The sequence below is a fragment of the Bradyrhizobium sp. WD16 genome (genome assembly GCF_024181725.1).
Lineage (GTDB): Bacteria > Pseudomonadota > Alphaproteobacteria > Rhizobiales > Xanthobacteraceae > Bradyrhizobium_A.
Map to the genome: position 1 here is coordinate 3,078,991 of NZ_CP028908.1, position 15,773 is coordinate 3,094,763.

Consider the following 15,773-nt stretch of genomic DNA (forward strand, 5'->3'; position numbering starts at 1 on the left):
ATCCACCACACTAGCGTTCGCCGAGCGCTGAACCATCCGCGGAGCCCCCGTGAGGCGCTCGAACGGGTTGCGAGGATATTGACCTATATCAAGCCAATTCTCATTGGACGCGTCAATTTCCTTCGCTTCCCTCGAGGCATCGCAAGGCGCGATGCCATTTCGGCGAGTTGAAGATCATGCGCAACCAGATGGCGAACCTGGCGATGGCGGTCGGAGCAGTGATGCTGGCGAGCGCAGAAACGGCGGCGGCCGATCAGGCCTTCAGGCTTGCGGTCGGTCAGGAGGCCTTCGTCGCGCTCACGGAGAATCCGTCGACCGGTTACCGCTGGGCCATCGACGAAAAAGCCAGTTCGAACCTCTCGATCCTGCAGATCAACGATCGCGGATTTTCACAGGACGGGGGCGGCAAGCGCCTTGTCGGTGCACCCGGTATTCATCGCTGGAGCATTCAGGCATCGAAGAGTGGACATGCGAGCGTGACCTTCGCCTACCGGAGATCCTGGGAAGCGGCGTCCATCCGTACGCATCGCGTGGCCGTCGAGGTGTCGGCCCGCTGAAGGGGCCGTCGTCCGCCAGCCGCGCAGAATTCGATCCGATTGATGTGGATCGACGCGTTCGACCTGCCTTCGACCTGCAGATAGGCCGAGCCTCAGCAGAAACGGAGTCATGACAATGTGCAGTGCAAGGCAGGCAGCCGTCATCGCGGCCACATTCGCGGTTCTTGCGACGGCGCAACCGGCGGCGGCGGAAACCTGCTTGCGCATGGTGGTGTCGGCTAGTGGTTCGACAAGCATGTGGAACAAGGAGGAGCTGGCGCGCACGTCTGCCATCGCCGCGTGGCCCGCCGCAGCGAGTGAAACGGCCGGTGCCGATTATGCGTCATGGGGGGCCGCGCGCGGCAAGACCGTAGCGTGCGCCCTGGCAACCAAGAGCACCGTCCGATGTACTGCGAAGGCGACGCCGTGCAAGCCGTAGATTTGATTTGCCGCTTTCCGAAGCGTTGAAGACGCGTTCCCGTTGAAAGGTCAATGGACATGGTTCCGCCGGCACGATTGGTTCTTGCGATGCTTGCCGGCGTGTTTCTCCTCGTCGCGGAGGCGTTGACCGCCGGGGCGCAGGTGCCGAAAGCAAAAGACAAGAATGTGATCGCCCCGGGCTGCATGATGGTGTGCCCACGGGGTAAGTGGCTCGACGTCGATACCTGTTCCTGCATAGACAGAGAAGTGCCATGCGGCCTGGTCTGTCCGCACGGTACGCGGCAGACGCGGAGCTGCAGCTGCGAGCCTGACCTGATTCGAGAAAAGCTGAAGCAGCGATAACAGCTATTTACCCGTTCCGGGTGCAACTGACGCCCAAGCGTCCGCCTTCCGAAGTTCGTGTCCGGAAGATGCCGCTAGTGTCCTGTCTCCGAATTACCGCTTCATTTGCCTCACCCTCGCACGGTAATTCGGAGACATAAGGACACTAGCAAAATCAAAGCGCTAGTGTGGCTTATGTCTCGCAATTGCCTACGAGAGACTGGCCGCAAAGGCGGTAGGCAATTGCGAGACGCCACACTAGGCCTGCGATGCCGGTTCGGGTACGCGGTTGAGCGCATAGAACTGCACCTTGCCGGTGCGGCCCTTGACCACGGTCTCGTGCAGTGTCTCCCCGCTCAGCGTCAGGCCGGCCGCTTCGGCCACCTGGCGCGACAGGATCAGCGAACAATCATAGTCCTTGGTCAGGCTCTCGAGACGCGCGCAGGTATTGACGGTGTCGCCGATGGCGCTGATCACCTGCGCCTTCGGCGGCCCCATGGCGCCGACGATGGCCTCGCTGAAATGCATGCCGATGCCGATCCGCAGCGGCTGCGGCAGTGCCGCCGCAAGGCGGCGGTTGAGCTGGTCGAGCCGGGCCAGCATGTCGCGGGCGCCGCGCAGCGCGTCCGCGGCGCCGCGGGCGGGGTCGCCGTCGAGCCCATAGAGCGCCATCAAGCCGTCGCCGGTGAACTGCGAATAGTGGCCGTTGCTGGCGTCCAGCGCATCCGTCATCTCCTTGAAGAAGTGATTGAGCACGAACAGCACGTCGTAAGGCAGGCGGCTTTCGCCGAACGCGGTCGAGCCGCGCAGGTCGACGAAGACCACAGTGACGAACCGCTCCCGGCCCTCGAGGCCGCCACGGACAAAACCGTCCCGCGCCGTGGCGTCGGCGGACAGCAGCGGCATCAGCGTGAGATCTGCGGTCGGATGGATCTGGCAGGCGAGGCGGGTGCCCGGCGCGGCGTGAATCCGGGCGAGCGCCCGCGCCTCGTCAGGTCCCGGCTCAGGCAGGCTGTCGAGCCCGGAGGTCACCAGTACCCGGCAGGTGGTGCAGCGCGCCCGTCCGCCGCAGACGGCGGCATGGGGCACGGCATGGTCGCGCAGGGCTTCCAGCACGCTGGCGCCGGGGTGGACCGGCAGTCTCAGTCCGCCGGTCAGCGTCAGCATCGGCGGTCGCCGCCGGCGCTGGATCGTGCTGCGGACAAGGCGGGCACCGAACGGCAGCATGGTCAGGCACAGATGCGCACCAATGGCGCCGATCATGATCGCGGTGACCGCAGCCTTGCTGGCCTCGGTGATGTTGGCGTCATCACGCACCAGTTGGACGAGGGCCGGATTGCGCGCCGCCTCGCGGCGGGTCTCGTTGCCGGCGCTGACGAAGCCGGCGAGCGCCAGTGTCGGCAGCAGCAGCGCCGCCGGCGCCAGCCATGGTCGCGCCGCACCGTACCACGGCTTCATCTCCAGCCAATGGGCGAGGCCGATGCAGCCATGGATCCAGACGACGATCACGGTGACGAATTGCAGGACACCGAACAGCGGATGCTGCGTCCACCATTCCACCATGGCCGAGGCATAAGTCGGGCTCAGGTCGAGCGCCAGTTCGCCGATGCGGGTCGCGGCGAGGTGCGGCATCAGCAGGACGGGGATGCACAGGCCGAGGGCGAGCTGCCAGACTTCCCATCGCACCATGCGCAGCGAGCGGCGGCGCCAGATGCTCCACAGCGCGCCGAGGTAATGGACGGCGAGTGCGGTGCCGAGAAGGACGGTGCCGGGCAGCGTGCCCCAGGGCGCCATCAGCCAGCCAAGCACCTTCTGGGCGAAGGTGAGCGAAATCAGCAGCGTGGCATGGGCCGCGAGATGACAGATGACGAAGGCGAACAGGATGAGGCCGGTGACGAGTCGTAACGGGCCGCGGACTGCGGCGAGCGGCCATCCCGGCGGGGCGGGGCGAAGCACATCGGTTGACATGGCCGCACCCTAATCAAACGCCGGGAGCGAGGGAACCGGTGCCGGTTGCCGCCACTGCGGGCCGGCGCCGCGGCCTTCTGATGCGCGTCCTTGCCGATCTTCACCGGCCGCATCATATAGGGCCGATGAGAGCGATGCGTAGCACCGGACTGGTCATTGACGAGGAGGGACGGGAGATCCGTCCCGAAACCCTGCGTCCCGAAACCCTGCGTGGCTCCGGCAACCGGCACGCCGGCGCGGCACGCGCCGCCGGCTTCCAGGGGCCGCTGCACGGCGAGGCGCTGGAAGGGCTTCATGCCTTCGGTTTCGGCCTGGGGCCGCTGACCCGCGAGCAGCGGATCGCGCGTCTCGAGGCGCTGGCCACCCTGCTCGACGTCGCCTTCGTGATGCCGGGCACCGGGATTCGTTACGGCATCGATGGCCTGATCGGCCTGATCCCGATTGTCGGCGACCTCATCACCACCGCCATCTCGCTGTGGATCGTGCGTGAGGCGCGCGCCCTCGGCGCGCCCTGGCACGTCACCGCGCGAATGCTCGGCAACGTGGCGCTCGATGGCGCGGTCGGTCTCGTGCCGCTGGCGGGCGATGCCTTCGACGTCATGTTCCGGGCCAACATCCGCAACATCCGACTGCTGCGGCGCTGGCTCGATCGCCAGCGCTGAGCGCGAGGATTGTCGTCGGATTGATCTTCAGCCGGAAATTGACGAAGCCCGCAGAAGCGGAGACTCAGGCGACGTTCTGCTCGGATTCGTAGACGCGGCGCTGCAGCGGATAGGACGCGCTGTCGTAGAGGCCACGGATGCCGTTCTTGTCGAAGCGGGCTTCGCCGACCTGCAGATAGGCACCGTTCAGCGAATCCGCCGGCAGCTCCTCGATCGCGAAGCGCACCGCATCAGCGGCGGTGTCGAAGCGACGATAAGCAAAGGCGCGACGCTTGTTGCGGACGGCGGCCGGAAACAGCTCGGCCGAGCGGGAAAAGTTGAAGTTACGCATCATCACTCTTTCGGGACGTAGCAGATGGAGACCACTACCCCTTAATATAGGCATCAATATGAGAATTGCGACCCGTCGGCGTTAACCGCGCGGGTCGGCGTCGCGACGAAAAGTCGAGAAATCACAAAGGCTTGTAACCATGCAAAAGGCCGGACGAGCTATGCGGGACTTTTGCTGGAGCGCGGGACGAGGCGCGGCTCGGCGCCATGAACTAAAATGCCGGCTGTCGTCGCCTGTCGTCACCGAGTCTCGTCGACCGGAACGACCTTGACCGGCGAGGTGTAGGGCTCGACGCGCAAGGCGTCGGCGGCGATCAGGCCGATCCGACCGACCGGCGCCTGCTCAAGATCGCCGGTGCTGGCGTGGCGGATGTTGTAGCGCCACACCGACAGCGTGCCTTCGGTCTTCAACGCCTTGGCGATGCCTGCGGCGTTACGCCCTTCGAACCGGGCAAGTTCATCGTCGGTCAGTCCGATCACGATTTCGTCACGGCTGGTCACGACCTTGAAAAGCGAAATCTTGTCGGTCGCGATCGCCGGGTGGGAGAGAATGGTCTCGATCACGAGAATGGCAAGACCGAAGCCGAGAACTCGGCTGCGGGACCTCTCAGACATCTTGAATTCCTTGCGTCTTCGTCAGGCGCGCGCGTTTACCTGCAAGAGATAAACAATTCGACACGCCACCGATCGCTGCCATTCGGGCGAGCGGCGCATGCGATCGTGGGACGGCCTATCTGGTTATTTTGGATTTAGTTTCAAGGCCGCGGAGTTGATGCAATAACGCAGTCCTGTCGGGCCCGGCCCATCCGGAAAGACATGGCCGAGATGGCCTTGGCAGTTCGTGCACAGCACCTCGGTGCGAATCATGCCGTGGCTGACGTCGCGCTCCTCGTCGATGTGGGTATCGTCGAGAGGGGCGGTGAAACTCGGCCAGCCGCAGCCGGAATCAAATTTGGTATCGGAGGCGAACAGCGGCGCGCCGCAGCCGGCGCAGACGTAAGTGCCCGGCGAGGCCGTGTGCTCGTATTCGCCGGAGAATGGCCGTTCGGTGGCCTTCTGGCGCAGCACGGCGTATTGCATCGGCGTCAGTTCGGAGCGCCATTGGGCGTCGGTCTTCTGCACCCGCGGCGTTTTGGTCTTGTTGTCGGTCATGGGGCTCTCTTGATCGTAGTCTGGCCGATTACAGCGGTTCGATCCGGTTGGGAATCCCGTTTTGCTGAATTCAGCTCTACCAAAAACGCGTTCGACGGATCGGGTCAGCGGATTGCCTTGGCCGGGTCGTTAGCTGCCTTGCCACCGTCTGACACCAGTACCGGTTGATCGCGATACCGGTCGGCGAACAGCGCCTTCAGCGCCGAGATCTTCGGCAGATCGTTGTAGACGATATAAGGCTGGTTCGGGTGCAGCGTCAGATAGTCCTGGTGATAGCCTTCGGCGGGATAGAAGGTCTTGCCGCTTTCGATCGTGGTGGCGATCTTCGTGCCAAACACCTTGGCGGCATCGAGCTGGGCGATGTAGCGCTCGGCGACCGTCTTCTGCGCATCGTTCTGGGCGAACACCGTCGAGCGATATTGGGTGCCGACATCCGGGCCCTGGCGATCGCGCTGGGTCGGGTCGTGCACCACCGAGAAATAGATCTGCAGCAGCCTGCCGTAGCTGATTACGGCGGGATCGTAGGTGATCTGGACGGATTCGGCGTGGCCGGTCCGGCCGGTACCGGAGGCGGAATAGTTGGCCGTGGCCCTGGCTCCGCCGGCATAGCCGGAGACTGCATTGAGCACGCCCCTGGTATGCTGGAACACACCCTGCACGCCCCAGAAGCAACCGCCGGCGAGCACCGCGACCTGCTGGCCGGTGGCGGGCGGCAGGTCGACCGCCGGCGGCGGAACGGCGACGGTCTCCTCGGCGGCGACCGCGGGCAGCGCCGTGGCGCCGGCCCAGATGGCAATGCCCGCCACCGCGGACACAAGCCCGCGCGGCAATGCGCTGCAGAACTGGCGTAGCAATGACGAAGCCAATAACAAGGCCATGGGTAAACCTCGCAGGTTTTGCGGACGCGCCGGTCGCGTCCCTGGCCGGATCAACGGCACGGCCGGTTATCGGTGCGCGTTCCTGATACGATATCCGCGGGCCGGCGTTACGACCCCGCCTCACACGAGTTCGTGAGCCAGACTGGCGATGCGAGAAAAAGGCGGGTCCGGTTTTCAGGGCGTCGCCGGGGCCGGCGGCCGCCTCAGGCCGCGGCGATCCTTGACGTAGCCGATCGGCACGCCCATGCGCTGGATGGTGACGATCACCTTGCCGTCGAGAATGCGGTCGCAGTTCATGTGGGTCGGCGCGATGAAGAAATCGGCCTGTTCCCAGCGCTGCATCCGGATCCATTGCAATAGACGCGACTTGGCCCGGTGCTCGAAGGCGATGCGTTCGCCGCAGACCGCGACCGTGTAGCGGTGCGGCGCGCGGCTGACCGCGCCGGTGTGCTCGGTGCGGGTGAGATAGGATTCCAGGCCCTCGACCGCGGCCGGCATGATGTTGACCCAGTAATCGGTGTCGTAGCGCCGCGACGCGCCCTCGAGGCCGCCGACCATCGAGTTGTAGAAGAGATATTCGTAAGGATGCAGGCGCACCAGCGTGGTCGCGTCCCAGAGCAGGGCGGCGCCGAACACCGCGAGCGCGGCGCTCGCCAACAGGCCGCTGCGCGCGGCGAGCGCGCCGGCACCGAGATCGAGACCTGCCCCGGCCAGAACGGCGAGCAGCGGCACGACGAACAGGAAATGACGTAGACCCGTGAAGGCGGGGCCGTGGCAGATCACCTGCATCGCGAGCGGGAAGATCACCATGGTGCCCACCAGGGCGATGTCCCTGCGCCGCACCGGTCCCGCCGCAAGCCGGGGCAGGGCCGCAAAAGCCAGCGCCAGGGCTGCGCCGCACAAGGTCAGCAGCGGCACGCGCACCAGGATGTAGATCGGCACATAGAGCCGCGGCACGCTGGCCATCTCGTAGACCTGCCCGGCCAGGATGGTGCGGATGTGATATTGAAACTCCGAAAAGGCGAACAGGCCGCGGATTGGATTGAGCGGCGCCAGCGCCGCCCAGGGCCAGGCCAGGATCATCAGCGCATAGGCGATCAGCGCCGCCGGCAGCAGCGCCCGCACGGACGCCAGCGCGAATTGGAAGTTGTCCCGCCAGTCGTCGCGGCTTCCTCCGCGCAGCGGCTTCGGCAGCGCCATGACGATGGCGAGCGCGGCATAGAAGAACAGCAACAGGCCGAGGACCCGCATGCCGAGCGCGGCCCCGGTGAGCAGCCCGAGCATGGCGACATCCGCCGGACGCGGGGTCGGCAACCGACGGGCGCAGCGGATCAGGAAGAAGGTTGCGCCGGCCATCGCCGCGGCGAGCGGGATGTCCTTGGTGTGGTTGAACATCGCGCCATACCAGGGACCGCAGACCGCGAGCGACAGCGCCGCGAGCAGGCCGGCCCTTTGGCCGGCGACCTGGCGGGCAACGCCGGCTGCGGCGGCGATGCCGCTGACGCCGGTCAAGGCGCAGAGAATATGGCGCAGATCGTAGGGGTCGATCGGCAGCAGCTGGCCGAGCAGCACGGCGACGATGTCGAACAGGCCGCCATAGAGATAGAGATTCTCGAAGGAGAAGACGCTGCGGTCGACCAGCCCGCTGCGGTAATAGGCAATGATCAGTTCGCCGTAATGGTGCTGGACGCCCTCATCGTTGGAAATGGCGTAGGCGCGAAAGGTGAAGAGCGCAATCACCACCAGCGCGGCGATCAGCGCCCAACTGGCGAGATCGAACGGGTCGCAGGCGGCGAGCCGCCGCAGCACGGCGCCGCGGACGGACAGCCGGGCCGTGTCTCGCGGGGCGGACCCCGCGAGCGGTCGAGTGGAGACGAATTCCGTCATGGCCCCCCGGCACCGGCATCGCCCCAGGCTGGGCTGCCGGCAATCGACCGCCCTAGTTAGGCTGGCAGCGGCCTCGCCGCCAAGTGGCCAAAAGGCGACAATTCATGCTGCAGCTGCGAGGGCTGCGGTCACACCACGACGCTGAGGCGTTTGGCGGCGCGGGTGATCCCGGTATAGAGCCAGCGGGCGCGGGTTTCGGCAAAGGCGAAGCTTTCGTCGAACAGCACGATGTCGTCCCACTGCGAGCCCTGGGACTTGTGCACGGTGAGGACGTAGCCGAAATCGAACTCGTCGTAGGGCTTGCGCTGTTCCCAGGGAATATCCTCCATCCCGCCGGCGAAGCAGTCGGCGCGCACCGACACCTTCGTCACCTTGCCGCCGAAATCCTCGTCCGGCGACAGCCGCATGGTGACGATGCGCGACTTGGATTGCGCCCGCGCCTTGACCCGCCACAGCCCGCCGTTGAACAGCGCCTTCTTGCGGTTGTTGCGCAGACAGACGAGCTTGTCGCCGGCCACGGGCAGCGGATCCTCGATGCCGAGGCGCTGGCGGACGCGCATATTGTAGGCCCGGCGTGTCGCATTGCGTCCGACCAGGATCTGGTCGGCGCCCATCACCCGCGCCGGGTCGAGCCGGTCGCGCGGCACCACCTCGCTGTCGCCATAGCTGCCGATCTCCAGCTCCTCGCCGGCGCGGACCGCCATGGACATGCGCACGATCGGGTCGTCCTTGGCCTGGCGGTGCACTTCGGTCAGCATGGCGTCGGGCTCGGCGGAGGTGAAGAAGCCGCCGCCCTGGATCGGTGGCAGCTGCGCCGGATCGCCCAGCACCAGCAGCGGTGCACTGAAGGACAACAGATCGCGGCCGAGCTCGGCGTCGACCATCGAGCATTCGTCGATGATGATCAGCTTGGCTTTCGAGGCGGGGGCATCGTCCCACAATTCGAAATTCGGCTGTTCCTCGCCGGTCTCCCGGGCGCGGTAGATCAGCGAGTGGATGGTCGAGGCGCCTTCGCAGCCCTTGTTGCGCATCACCAGCGCCGCCTTGCCGGTGAAGGCGGCGTATTTGACCGCGCCGTCGACGCCTTCGGCGATATGCCGGGCGAGGGTGGTCTTGCCGGTGCCGGCGAAGCCGAACAGCCGGAAGACCAGCGGCGTGCCGTTCCGCCCGGGCTTGGCCTTGAGCCAGTCGGCGACGGCGCGAAGGGCGGCGTCCTGGTGGGGCGTGAAAGTGGTCATCGGTGGCTGGTTACAGGCTTTCTGGGGCGGGACAAAGATCGAACGGGTCGTGTACATACCGCAGCCTGGCACCTTGGCGTCAAGCCCGGCAGCCGGGCGGCAGCTATGATATGCACCCTCAGGCGACAAGGTGGGGAAGGAACCGATGCACCAGCGCAGCAGCAAGTCCGGGTCCAGATCCGCGCCGCCCCGGCGCGTGCGCCGGCGCCTCCTCGCCGCTGCGGTGACGGTCCTTGCCCTCCTGGTCCTCGCCGTCGCCGGCTATATCGTGGTCAAGCGCCTGACCCGGCCGGACCCGCTGAAGCCCTTCCAGATCTACCGCTCGCCGGACGCGCCGGAATATTCGTGAATAGGGGCGGCGCCGCGCGCGTGCTGATTGATGATGGGGCTGGCGCGGAGCCTGCTCAAAATTCTGCTGTCGCCCTCCACGCAAGTGGAGGGCCCAGTAAATGGTGAGGTGGCTGTGGTGCACCGCGGCTGACGTGTGCAAGCCAGCGATCCCCTGTACTGGGTCGCCCGGTCAAGTCGGGCGGTGACGGCGGAGAGAGGGGCGTCGTCGCCAGCAAACGAAGCGCAGCCGCAATCGGCCGTCATGGCCGGGCTCCGTTGTTCAGCCCGGGGACATAGCGGACGCCTGTTTGGAGACATGACCGACACTTTTACGTTTGGTCACGTCGATGGTTGCGATTTGGTGGGAGGGCAAGCAGATGGCGTATTGGCCGTCCTTGGCGCGCAGTTAAATTCTCTCCGTCACGGCCGGGCTTGTCCCGGCCGTCGACGTCTTCCTTTGCCGAGATGCTCAAAGTCGTGGATGGCCGGGACAAGCCCGGCCATGACGAGAATAAAGCTCAAGCAGCATCTTTTCGCCCGCTTTGCGAGCATGCACCGCGTCCTGCATCGCATCGCATCGCATCGCGCAGAGCGGCGCTCAATGCGCGGCCGATTTCGAGAACAGGTTGATGACCGCCACGCCGACGATGATGAAGCCGATGCCGATCATCGCTGGGACGTCGAGGCGCTGGCCGAGAAACAGCCAGCCGATGATCGAGATCAGCACGATGCCGATGCCTGACCACAGCGCGTAGGAAATTCCGACCGGGATCTTGTCGAGCGTCAGCGAGAGAAAATAGAACGCGATGCCGTAGCCGATGACGACGATCAGCGAGGGGGCGAGCCTGCTGAAGCCTTCCGACGATTTCAGCGCCGTCGTCCCCAACACCTCGCCGCAGACGGCGACCACCAGATAGACCCATTTCATCGACGCACTCTCCTTCAGCGTTTCTCCGCGGGCTATTCGTGCCTGACCTGGCCGTTCATCACGGTCATCACCACCCTCGTCTTGTGGATGTCGTGCGGCGCGACTTCGAACAGGTTCTTCTCCAGCACGACCAGATCGGCCAGTTTTCCGACCTCGATCGAGCCGATCATCCGGTCCAGTCCGAGCTGGTAGGCCGAACCCCTCGTGTTGGCCCGCAGCGCCTCGTCCAGGCTGACCCGCTCGTCGACGGGCGGCAGCGGCGGCTGGTCCGGCTTGTTGAGCTCGCGCCGCGTGGTCGCGATCTCGATCGCCTCCAGCGGCCGATAGGTGCTGTAGTAGCCGGCCGCGGGCCAGTCCGTGCCGAACGACAGATTGTCGCCGTGGCGACGGATGGAATTCATCTGCATCAGCGACTGCGAGCGTTCCGGCCCCAGGCGCTGCCGCGTCACTCCCGTGTTGGTCTGGTCCGGCACCGGCCACTGGGCCTGAAATTGCGCCGTGACGCCGAGCCGGCCGAAACGCGGAATATCCTGCGGCGAGACGACCAGCAGATGCGCCAAGGCGTGGCGGCGGTCGTGCGGCGGATTGGCCTTGATGGCGGCTTCGATCGCGTCGAGAGATAGACGTGTGGCCCGATCGCCATAGGAGTGCACGTGGATGTCGATGCCGTCCCGATCCGCCCGGCGGACGGTGTCCTTGAACAGGTCGGGGGGCAGCAGGGTGTCGCCGCTCGTGACGGGATCGTCGCTGTAGGGCGCGAGCATCGCCGCGGTGCGCTGCGGATCGCCGCCGTCGATGTTCAGCTTGAGGATGGAGGCCTGGACGAGTTCGGAACGGAATCGCCGCCGCAACGCCTTGATCCGCGGGACGGGATCGATCGCGGGATCGTTGTGGTAGGTCGAGCCGACGACCCGGAAGGGCAGCTTCCCCTCGCGCTCCAGGCTCATGTAGATCCCGAAACCGACCTGTTCGGGCAGGAGGATCATTCCGGCGTCATACACCGCCGTGATTCCCGCTGCGGAAGCCTTCGGCAGCCACTCCTCGAGCGATCGGGTGATGTAGTCCGGCGTGAAGGGGGAGACCGCCTTGACGACGTGAAAGACCGCGGGCGGCTCGACCAGATAGCCGGTGGCTTCTCCGCTGGCCGGGTCGCGCTGGAAATAACTGAAGCCGGGGAGCGGGTCCTTCGTCGCCTTCGTCACCTTGGCCATTGCCAGGGCTTTGGAATTGACCCAGGCGGAATGGCCGTCGATCGCAATCAGAATCATCGGAGTGTCGGGCCAGAGCTGGTCGAGATCCGCCTTGCGCGGCCCGCTTGCCGGGAAGGCGTTGTAGCGCCAGCCGAAGCCGCGCACGACGTCGACTTTCCCGATCCTAGTGTCCTGTCTCCGAATTACCGCTTCATTTGCCTCACCCTCGCACGGTAATTCGGAGACATCAGGACACTAGCAAAATCAAAAAGCTAGTGTGGCTTATGTCTCGCAATTGCCTACAGGGGCTTGCCGCAAAGGACATAGGCAATTGCGAGACGCCACACTAGCGCGATAGGCTTTGAGCGCCTCGATGGTCTCGTCGCGCGTATCGAACTGAAGGTCAACGCCTCTGGTGACCACGGATCCGACCATGGGGTGGATGTGAGCTTCGACGAAGCCCGGCAGCAGCATCCTTCCCGCCAGATCGATGACCCGCGTGCCCGGCCCGACGAAGGCTTGAACGCCGGCGTCGTCGCCGACGTAGACGATGCGCTTGCGCCGGACGGCCACCGCCCGCGCCCATTCCCGACCGCCGCTGACGGTGTAGACGGCGCCATTGCGGAAGACGATGTCCGCCTTCATGCCGGCGGACCGGGCTTCAGCGGGCGTCGGCAGCGAAGCCGGCACGATGCCGGCGGCCGCGAGCACCGCCCCTGCCTGCAGAACGCGTCGCCGCGACGGCGCCCCGGACGATGACGGCGCACCGTCGAACTTGAGAAGGTTGCGAAACCTGGACCAGTCACACGCGATGCACATGATTGCCCCTCCTGCTGCACGGATCGTCGCAGATCACCGAACGCGACGGTTGAGACACGTCAAAAGCACCAGCCGATGGCGACGACGGAGGGAGGGCGCGCACAGCACCAACGCACCTTCCGCTGCCGCCCCTCATTCGGGAAGAGAAGCGACAGGTTGAAGCGGAATTGCCATCGCGACGCGAGTTCGGGCTTCCTCAGATTGTAGTAGACGCCGAACTGCACATCGACCGGTTGGTTCTGCACCATGAAGAGTCTGCCGATGCCGCCGCCCACCGGAACGGTCCACCGCTCGCCGCCCTTGGCGAGCCAGTTCGCCGTGATGATCGGGCTCGAGCTGATGTAAGATCCGTCCGGAAAGTTGTAGTTGATGAAATATTGCGCCATCAACTGATTGACCGGGGCGCGGTCGCTGGGGCCGGCGAACGACCAGATGTTGTTGGCGAGGATGCCGAGCACCCAGGGCCCGGGCATGGTGAGCGCGACCACCGTCGGGCCGGCGCTCCATTTGCCGGATCCCAGGGCCGGATCGCTCGCACTTGGATAGGAGATGGTCGGGCCGACGCCCCAGATCAGGCTGCCCGCATGGGAGGGTGACAGGGCGAAGATCTGATTGATGTCGCCGATCCCGCCGATTCGCCCCTGATCGGGCGACAGGCGGACCTGGGCCATCCCCGGGACCGTGGTTCGCGTGACCAAATTCCAGTCGGCGTTGAGTTGAAATGGTATGACTGGCTCAATCTTGAAACCATGAGCGGTCTGCCGGTACGGGCCCGTGTTCAGTGCGGCGATACTCTCCAGGCCGACGCTGATCGTATCAGCAAGACCGGAAATGCCAGGACCGCTACCACTCGACGATGGAGCCCTCGCACGAGCACCATTATCCATTCTGCGAAATCTCTGGCCGTTATCCGAATTTTGCAGCCCGTGAGATGCAATGGTTGAGATACGTCAAGACAACCAGCCGATTTTCCATTTACCAGACCCTAACGCAAATCGATCCTGGTTCGACCGGTAGGCTCGCGGCTCCGTCACGATGCGCTGAAGCAACCGATGTGATCAAAGCCGGCGGGCGAGCTGCACGCAGTTCTGCTTCGGGAAACGGGCGCCGCTGCTCTATCTCGATCCGCACGATGCCAAGGTCGGCGCCGACGCGCGGGCCCATCCGAAGCGCTGGACGAAAGGCTGAGACACGATGTGCATGGTTTGTGGCGGACGAGGTCTCGGATCACTCTTCTCGGGATCGAATGCGAGCAGCGAAACCGCCAGGGCAAGCGGGCTCACCCGCCGCGAGGTGATTGCCACGGCGGTGGCGACGGCCTCGGTCGCCAGCGCGCCATCGGTCGACGCGTGGGCCGCGCCCGATCGCACCACCGTCTTCCGTGGCGGCCGCGTCTACACCGTCGACGACGCGCAGCCCTGGGCGCAAGCCGTCGTGGTGAAGGGCAACCGGATCGTCCATGTCGGCGATGATGCCGGCACAGCCAAATTTATCCGCCGCGGCGCCGAGGTCGTCGATCTCGGCGGCCGCATGATGCTTCCGGGCTTCGTCGAATCTCACTGGCATCTCTCGACCGCGACCTTCGCCCGCGGCGCCTGGGTGAATTACGAACGGCTCGACGATGTCTATGACGCGCTGCGCCGACACGCCGACTCTCATCCCAACGACAGGATCATCCAGGGCTTCGGCTGGATGGTCACGAGTTTCCCCGAAACGGGACCACGAAAGGAGCCGTTGGACGCGATCGTTCCCGATCGCCCGGTACTGCTCGTCTCGAACGACTTTCACAACTATTGGGTCAACTCCAAATTCCTCGAAATGGCGGGTATCACCAAGGATACCCCGCGCGACGTCGTGCCTGGCGCATCGTGGTTCGAGAAGGACCCGAAAACGGGCGAGCCGACCGGCTTCATCTGCGAGCCGCCTGCGTTCTTCGTCGCGCTGGAAGCGCTGGAAAAACACGGCATCCGGCCGTACGGCATTGATACCGCCGTCGTCGCAATGGAGGAATGGCAACGTAAGCTGGCGGCCGCCGGTGTCACCACCGTCTTCGATGCGGGCTTTGCGATCTGGCCGGATCAGCAGCACAACGGCTTCGACATCCTCATGGGCCTCGAACGTCGCGGCAAGCTGCTGCAGCGTGTCGTCGGCTCATATTATTACAACGATCCGAAGATCGATCCGCTGCCAATCATCAGGGGCTATAAGAAGAAATACAGGAGCGGGCTGGTCGAGGCCAACGTCCTCAAGCTGGTCGCCGATGGCACCGAGGCGGCTCACACGGCCTACTATCTTGAGCCTTATGCCGATCGGCCGGATTGGCGCGGCGAAATGCTGCTCCCTCCCGATGTGCTCGATCGCGTCGTGCGCGCCGCCGACGCCGAGGGGCTCGATATGCATGTGCATGCCGTCGGAGATGGAGCGGTTCGCCTGACGCTCGATGCGTTCGAGGCCGCGATCAAGGCCAACGGCGCGCGCAACCGACGTCATACGATCTGCCACGCCTTCGTGACGGCCCCTTCGGACATTTCGCGGTTTCGTCAGCTCGGCGTCGTGGCCAACACGCAGATCCAATGGGGCGTGCCGGATCCCTATCTGGCGCGAGTTCAGAAGTATCTCGGCGGCGAGCGAGGCAACCGGCAGTACACCTTCAAGTCCTTCATCGATCAGGGCGTCACCGTATCGTTCGGCACGGACGCGCTCGCCACCGGATACAAGGTCGTCTACAAGCCGCTCGAAGCGATCCAGGCTGGCCACACGCGGCAGGAGCCCGGCAAGCCGGACGGCCCGGTGCTGGCGCCGGCGAGCGAGCGGCTCTCCGTTGCGGAATTGATCCGCGGTTACACGATCAACGGCGCCTATCAGCTGCGCAAGGAGAACGAGATCGGATCGATCAGGACCGGCAAGCTCGCCGATCTCGTCGTGCTGGAGAAGAACCTGTTCGATGTCGCGCCCCACGACATCGGCAAGGTCGATGTACAGCTCACCATGATGAACGGCCGGATCACGCATCGGGCCGGCCTATGACGTTCACCCGGCCGGGCGATCCGGTCGATGGCGGGCCAAGACGCGACGAGCGCTCGTTTGGGACGG

General features: G+C 65.1%; 16 protein-coding genes. 5 read left to right on the forward strand and 11 right to left on the reverse strand.

Annotated features, from left to right (window positions below):
• Positions 1–176: 176 nt before the first annotated feature.
• Positions 177–557: a protease inhibitor I42 family protein gene (locus DB459_RS14285; protein WP_253705888.1), complete on the forward strand. Its 381-nt coding sequence runs from the start codon at positions 177–179 to the stop codon at positions 555–557.
• A gap of 471 nt (positions 558–1,028) precedes the next feature.
• Positions 1,029–1,319 carry a hypothetical protein gene (locus tag DB459_RS14290; RefSeq protein WP_253705890.1) on the forward strand — a complete coding sequence of 97 codons (291 nt, stop codon included), beginning with the start codon at positions 1,029–1,031 and terminating at the stop codon, positions 1,317–1,319.
• A gap of 237 nt (positions 1,320–1,556) precedes the next feature.
• Here the strand turns inward: DB459_RS14290 and DB459_RS14295 are convergent, their stop codons facing one another.
• A complete protein-coding gene (locus DB459_RS14295) occupies positions 1,557–3,266 on the reverse strand; it encodes an adenylate/guanylate cyclase domain-containing protein (protein ID WP_253705892.1) in 1,710 nt (569 codons plus the stop codon).
• A 134-nt stretch (positions 3,267–3,400) separates the two neighbouring features.
• Between DB459_RS14295 and DB459_RS14300 the strand changes: the two genes are divergently transcribed.
• Positions 3,401–3,928, forward strand: a complete 528-nt coding sequence (locus tag DB459_RS14300) for a DUF4112 domain-containing protein (RefSeq protein WP_253705894.1) — start codon at positions 3,401–3,403, stop codon at positions 3,926–3,928.
• 64 nt (positions 3,929–3,992) lie between these two features.
• Here the strand turns inward: DB459_RS14300 and DB459_RS14305 are convergent, their stop codons facing one another.
• The 6 genes from DB459_RS14305 to DB459_RS14330 all read right to left on the reverse strand — a co-directional run bounded on the left by DB459_RS14305 (position 3,993) and on the right by DB459_RS14330 (position 9,413).
• Positions 3,993–4,259, reverse strand: coding sequence for a hypothetical protein (locus DB459_RS14305; RefSeq protein WP_253705896.1), 267 nt, complete (start codon positions 4,257–4,259; stop codon positions 3,993–3,995).
• 239 nt (positions 4,260–4,498) lie between these two features.
• Entirely contained in the window at positions 4,499–4,873 is a 375-nt protein-coding gene (locus DB459_RS14310; RefSeq protein WP_253705898.1) for a hypothetical protein, read from the reverse strand.
• Positions 4,874–4,996: 123 nt separating this feature from the next.
• Complete coding sequence (gene msrB, locus DB459_RS14315) at positions 4,997–5,410, reverse strand: peptide-methionine (R)-S-oxide reductase MsrB (protein WP_253705900.1); 414 nt, start codon at positions 5,408–5,410, stop codon at positions 4,997–4,999.
• Between the two features lie 104 nt (positions 5,411–5,514).
• Entirely contained in the window at positions 5,515–6,288 is a 774-nt protein-coding gene (gene msrA, locus DB459_RS14320; RefSeq protein ID WP_253705903.1) for a peptide-methionine (S)-S-oxide reductase MsrA, read from the reverse strand.
• A gap of 174 nt (positions 6,289–6,462) precedes the next feature.
• The gene (locus DB459_RS14325; protein ID WP_253705906.1) at positions 6,463–8,175 is read right to left on the reverse strand and encodes a glycosyltransferase family 39 protein; all 1,713 of its coding nucleotides are present in this window, start codon (positions 8,173–8,175) and stop codon (positions 6,463–6,465) included.
• Between the two features lie 128 nt (positions 8,176–8,303).
• Positions 8,304–9,413: an ATP-dependent RecD-like DNA helicase gene (locus tag DB459_RS14330; protein WP_253705909.1), complete on the reverse strand. Its 1,110-nt coding sequence runs from the start codon at positions 9,411–9,413 to the stop codon at positions 8,304–8,306.
• Positions 9,414–9,543: 130 nt separating this feature from the next.
• Here DB459_RS14330 and DB459_RS14335 point away from each other — a divergent pair, with 130 nt between their 5' ends.
• Entirely contained in the window at positions 9,544–9,762 is a 219-nt protein-coding gene (locus tag DB459_RS14335; RefSeq protein WP_253705912.1) for a hypothetical protein, read from the forward strand.
• 579 nt (positions 9,763–10,341) lie between these two features.
• Here DB459_RS14335 and DB459_RS14340 read toward each other — a convergent pair.
• The 4 genes from DB459_RS14340 to DB459_RS14355 all read right to left on the reverse strand — a co-directional run bounded on the left by DB459_RS14340 (position 10,342) and on the right by DB459_RS14355 (position 13,567).
• A complete protein-coding gene (locus tag DB459_RS14340) occupies positions 10,342–10,671 on the reverse strand; it encodes an SMR family transporter (RefSeq protein ID WP_253705915.1) in 330 nt (109 codons plus the stop codon).
• A 32-nt stretch (positions 10,672–10,703) separates the two neighbouring features.
• Positions 10,704–12,065, reverse strand: coding sequence for an amidohydrolase (locus DB459_RS14345; RefSeq protein WP_256519396.1), 1,362 nt, complete (start codon positions 12,063–12,065; stop codon positions 10,704–10,706).
• A 78-nt stretch (positions 12,066–12,143) separates the two neighbouring features.
• Positions 12,144–12,680: an amidohydrolase family protein gene (locus DB459_RS14350; RefSeq protein WP_253705921.1), complete on the reverse strand. Its 537-nt coding sequence runs from the start codon at positions 12,678–12,680 to the stop codon at positions 12,144–12,146.
• A 59-nt stretch (positions 12,681–12,739) separates the two neighbouring features.
• Positions 12,740–13,567, reverse strand: coding sequence for a hypothetical protein (locus DB459_RS14355; RefSeq protein WP_253705923.1), 828 nt, complete (start codon positions 13,565–13,567; stop codon positions 12,740–12,742).
• Between the two features lie 307 nt (positions 13,568–13,874).
• Here DB459_RS14355 and DB459_RS14360 point away from each other — a divergent pair, with 307 nt between their 5' ends.
• Complete coding sequence (locus DB459_RS14360) at positions 13,875–15,707, forward strand: amidohydrolase (protein ID WP_253705926.1); 1,833 nt, start codon at positions 13,875–13,877, stop codon at positions 15,705–15,707.
• The last annotated feature ends 66 nt before the right edge of the window (positions 15,708–15,773 follow it).

Excerpts from the sequence above, each read along its gene's own strand:
- DB459_RS14300 (WP_253705894.1), top strand. The coding sequence starts at position 3,401 with ATGCGTAGCACCGGACTGGTCATTGACGAGGAGGGACGGGAGATCCGT.
- DB459_RS14330 (WP_253705909.1), bottom strand. The coding sequence starts at position 9,413 with ATGACCACTTTCACGCCCCACCAGGACGCCGCCCTTCGCGCCGTCGCC.
- DB459_RS14340 (WP_253705915.1), bottom strand. The coding sequence starts at position 10,671 with ATGAAATGGGTCTATCTGGTGGTCGCCGTCTGCGGCGAGGTGTTGGGG.
- DB459_RS14305 (WP_253705896.1), bottom strand. The coding sequence starts at position 4,259 with ATGCGTAACTTCAACTTTTCCCGCTCGGCCGAGCTGTTTCCGGCCGCC.
- msrB (WP_253705900.1), bottom strand. The coding sequence starts at position 5,410 with ATGACCGACAACAAGACCAAAACGCCGCGGGTGCAGAAGACCGACGCC.
- DB459_RS14325 (WP_253705906.1), bottom strand. The coding sequence starts at position 8,175 with ATGACGGAATTCGTCTCCACTCGACCGCTCGCGGGGTCCGCCCCGCGA.
- DB459_RS14290 (WP_253705890.1), top strand. The coding sequence starts at position 1,029 with ATGGACATGGTTCCGCCGGCACGATTGGTTCTTGCGATGCTTGCCGGC.
- DB459_RS14295 (WP_253705892.1), bottom strand. The coding sequence starts at position 3,266 with ATGTCAACCGATGTGCTTCGCCCCGCCCCGCCGGGATGGCCGCTCGCC.
- msrA (WP_253705903.1), bottom strand. The coding sequence starts at position 6,288 with ATGGCCTTGTTATTGGCTTCGTCATTGCTACGCCAGTTCTGCAGCGCA.
- DB459_RS14310 (WP_253705898.1), bottom strand. The coding sequence starts at position 4,873 with ATGTCTGAGAGGTCCCGCAGCCGAGTTCTCGGCTTCGGTCTTGCCATT.
- DB459_RS14360 (WP_253705926.1), top strand. The coding sequence starts at position 13,875 with ATGTGCATGGTTTGTGGCGGACGAGGTCTCGGATCACTCTTCTCGGGA.
- DB459_RS14350 (WP_253705921.1), bottom strand. The coding sequence starts at position 12,680 with ATGTGCATCGCGTGTGACTGGTCCAGGTTTCGCAACCTTCTCAAGTTC.
- DB459_RS14285 (WP_253705888.1), top strand. The coding sequence starts at position 177 with ATGCGCAACCAGATGGCGAACCTGGCGATGGCGGTCGGAGCAGTGATG.
- DB459_RS14355 (WP_253705923.1), bottom strand. The coding sequence starts at position 13,567 with ATGGATAATGGTGCTCGTGCGAGGGCTCCATCGTCGAGTGGTAGCGGT.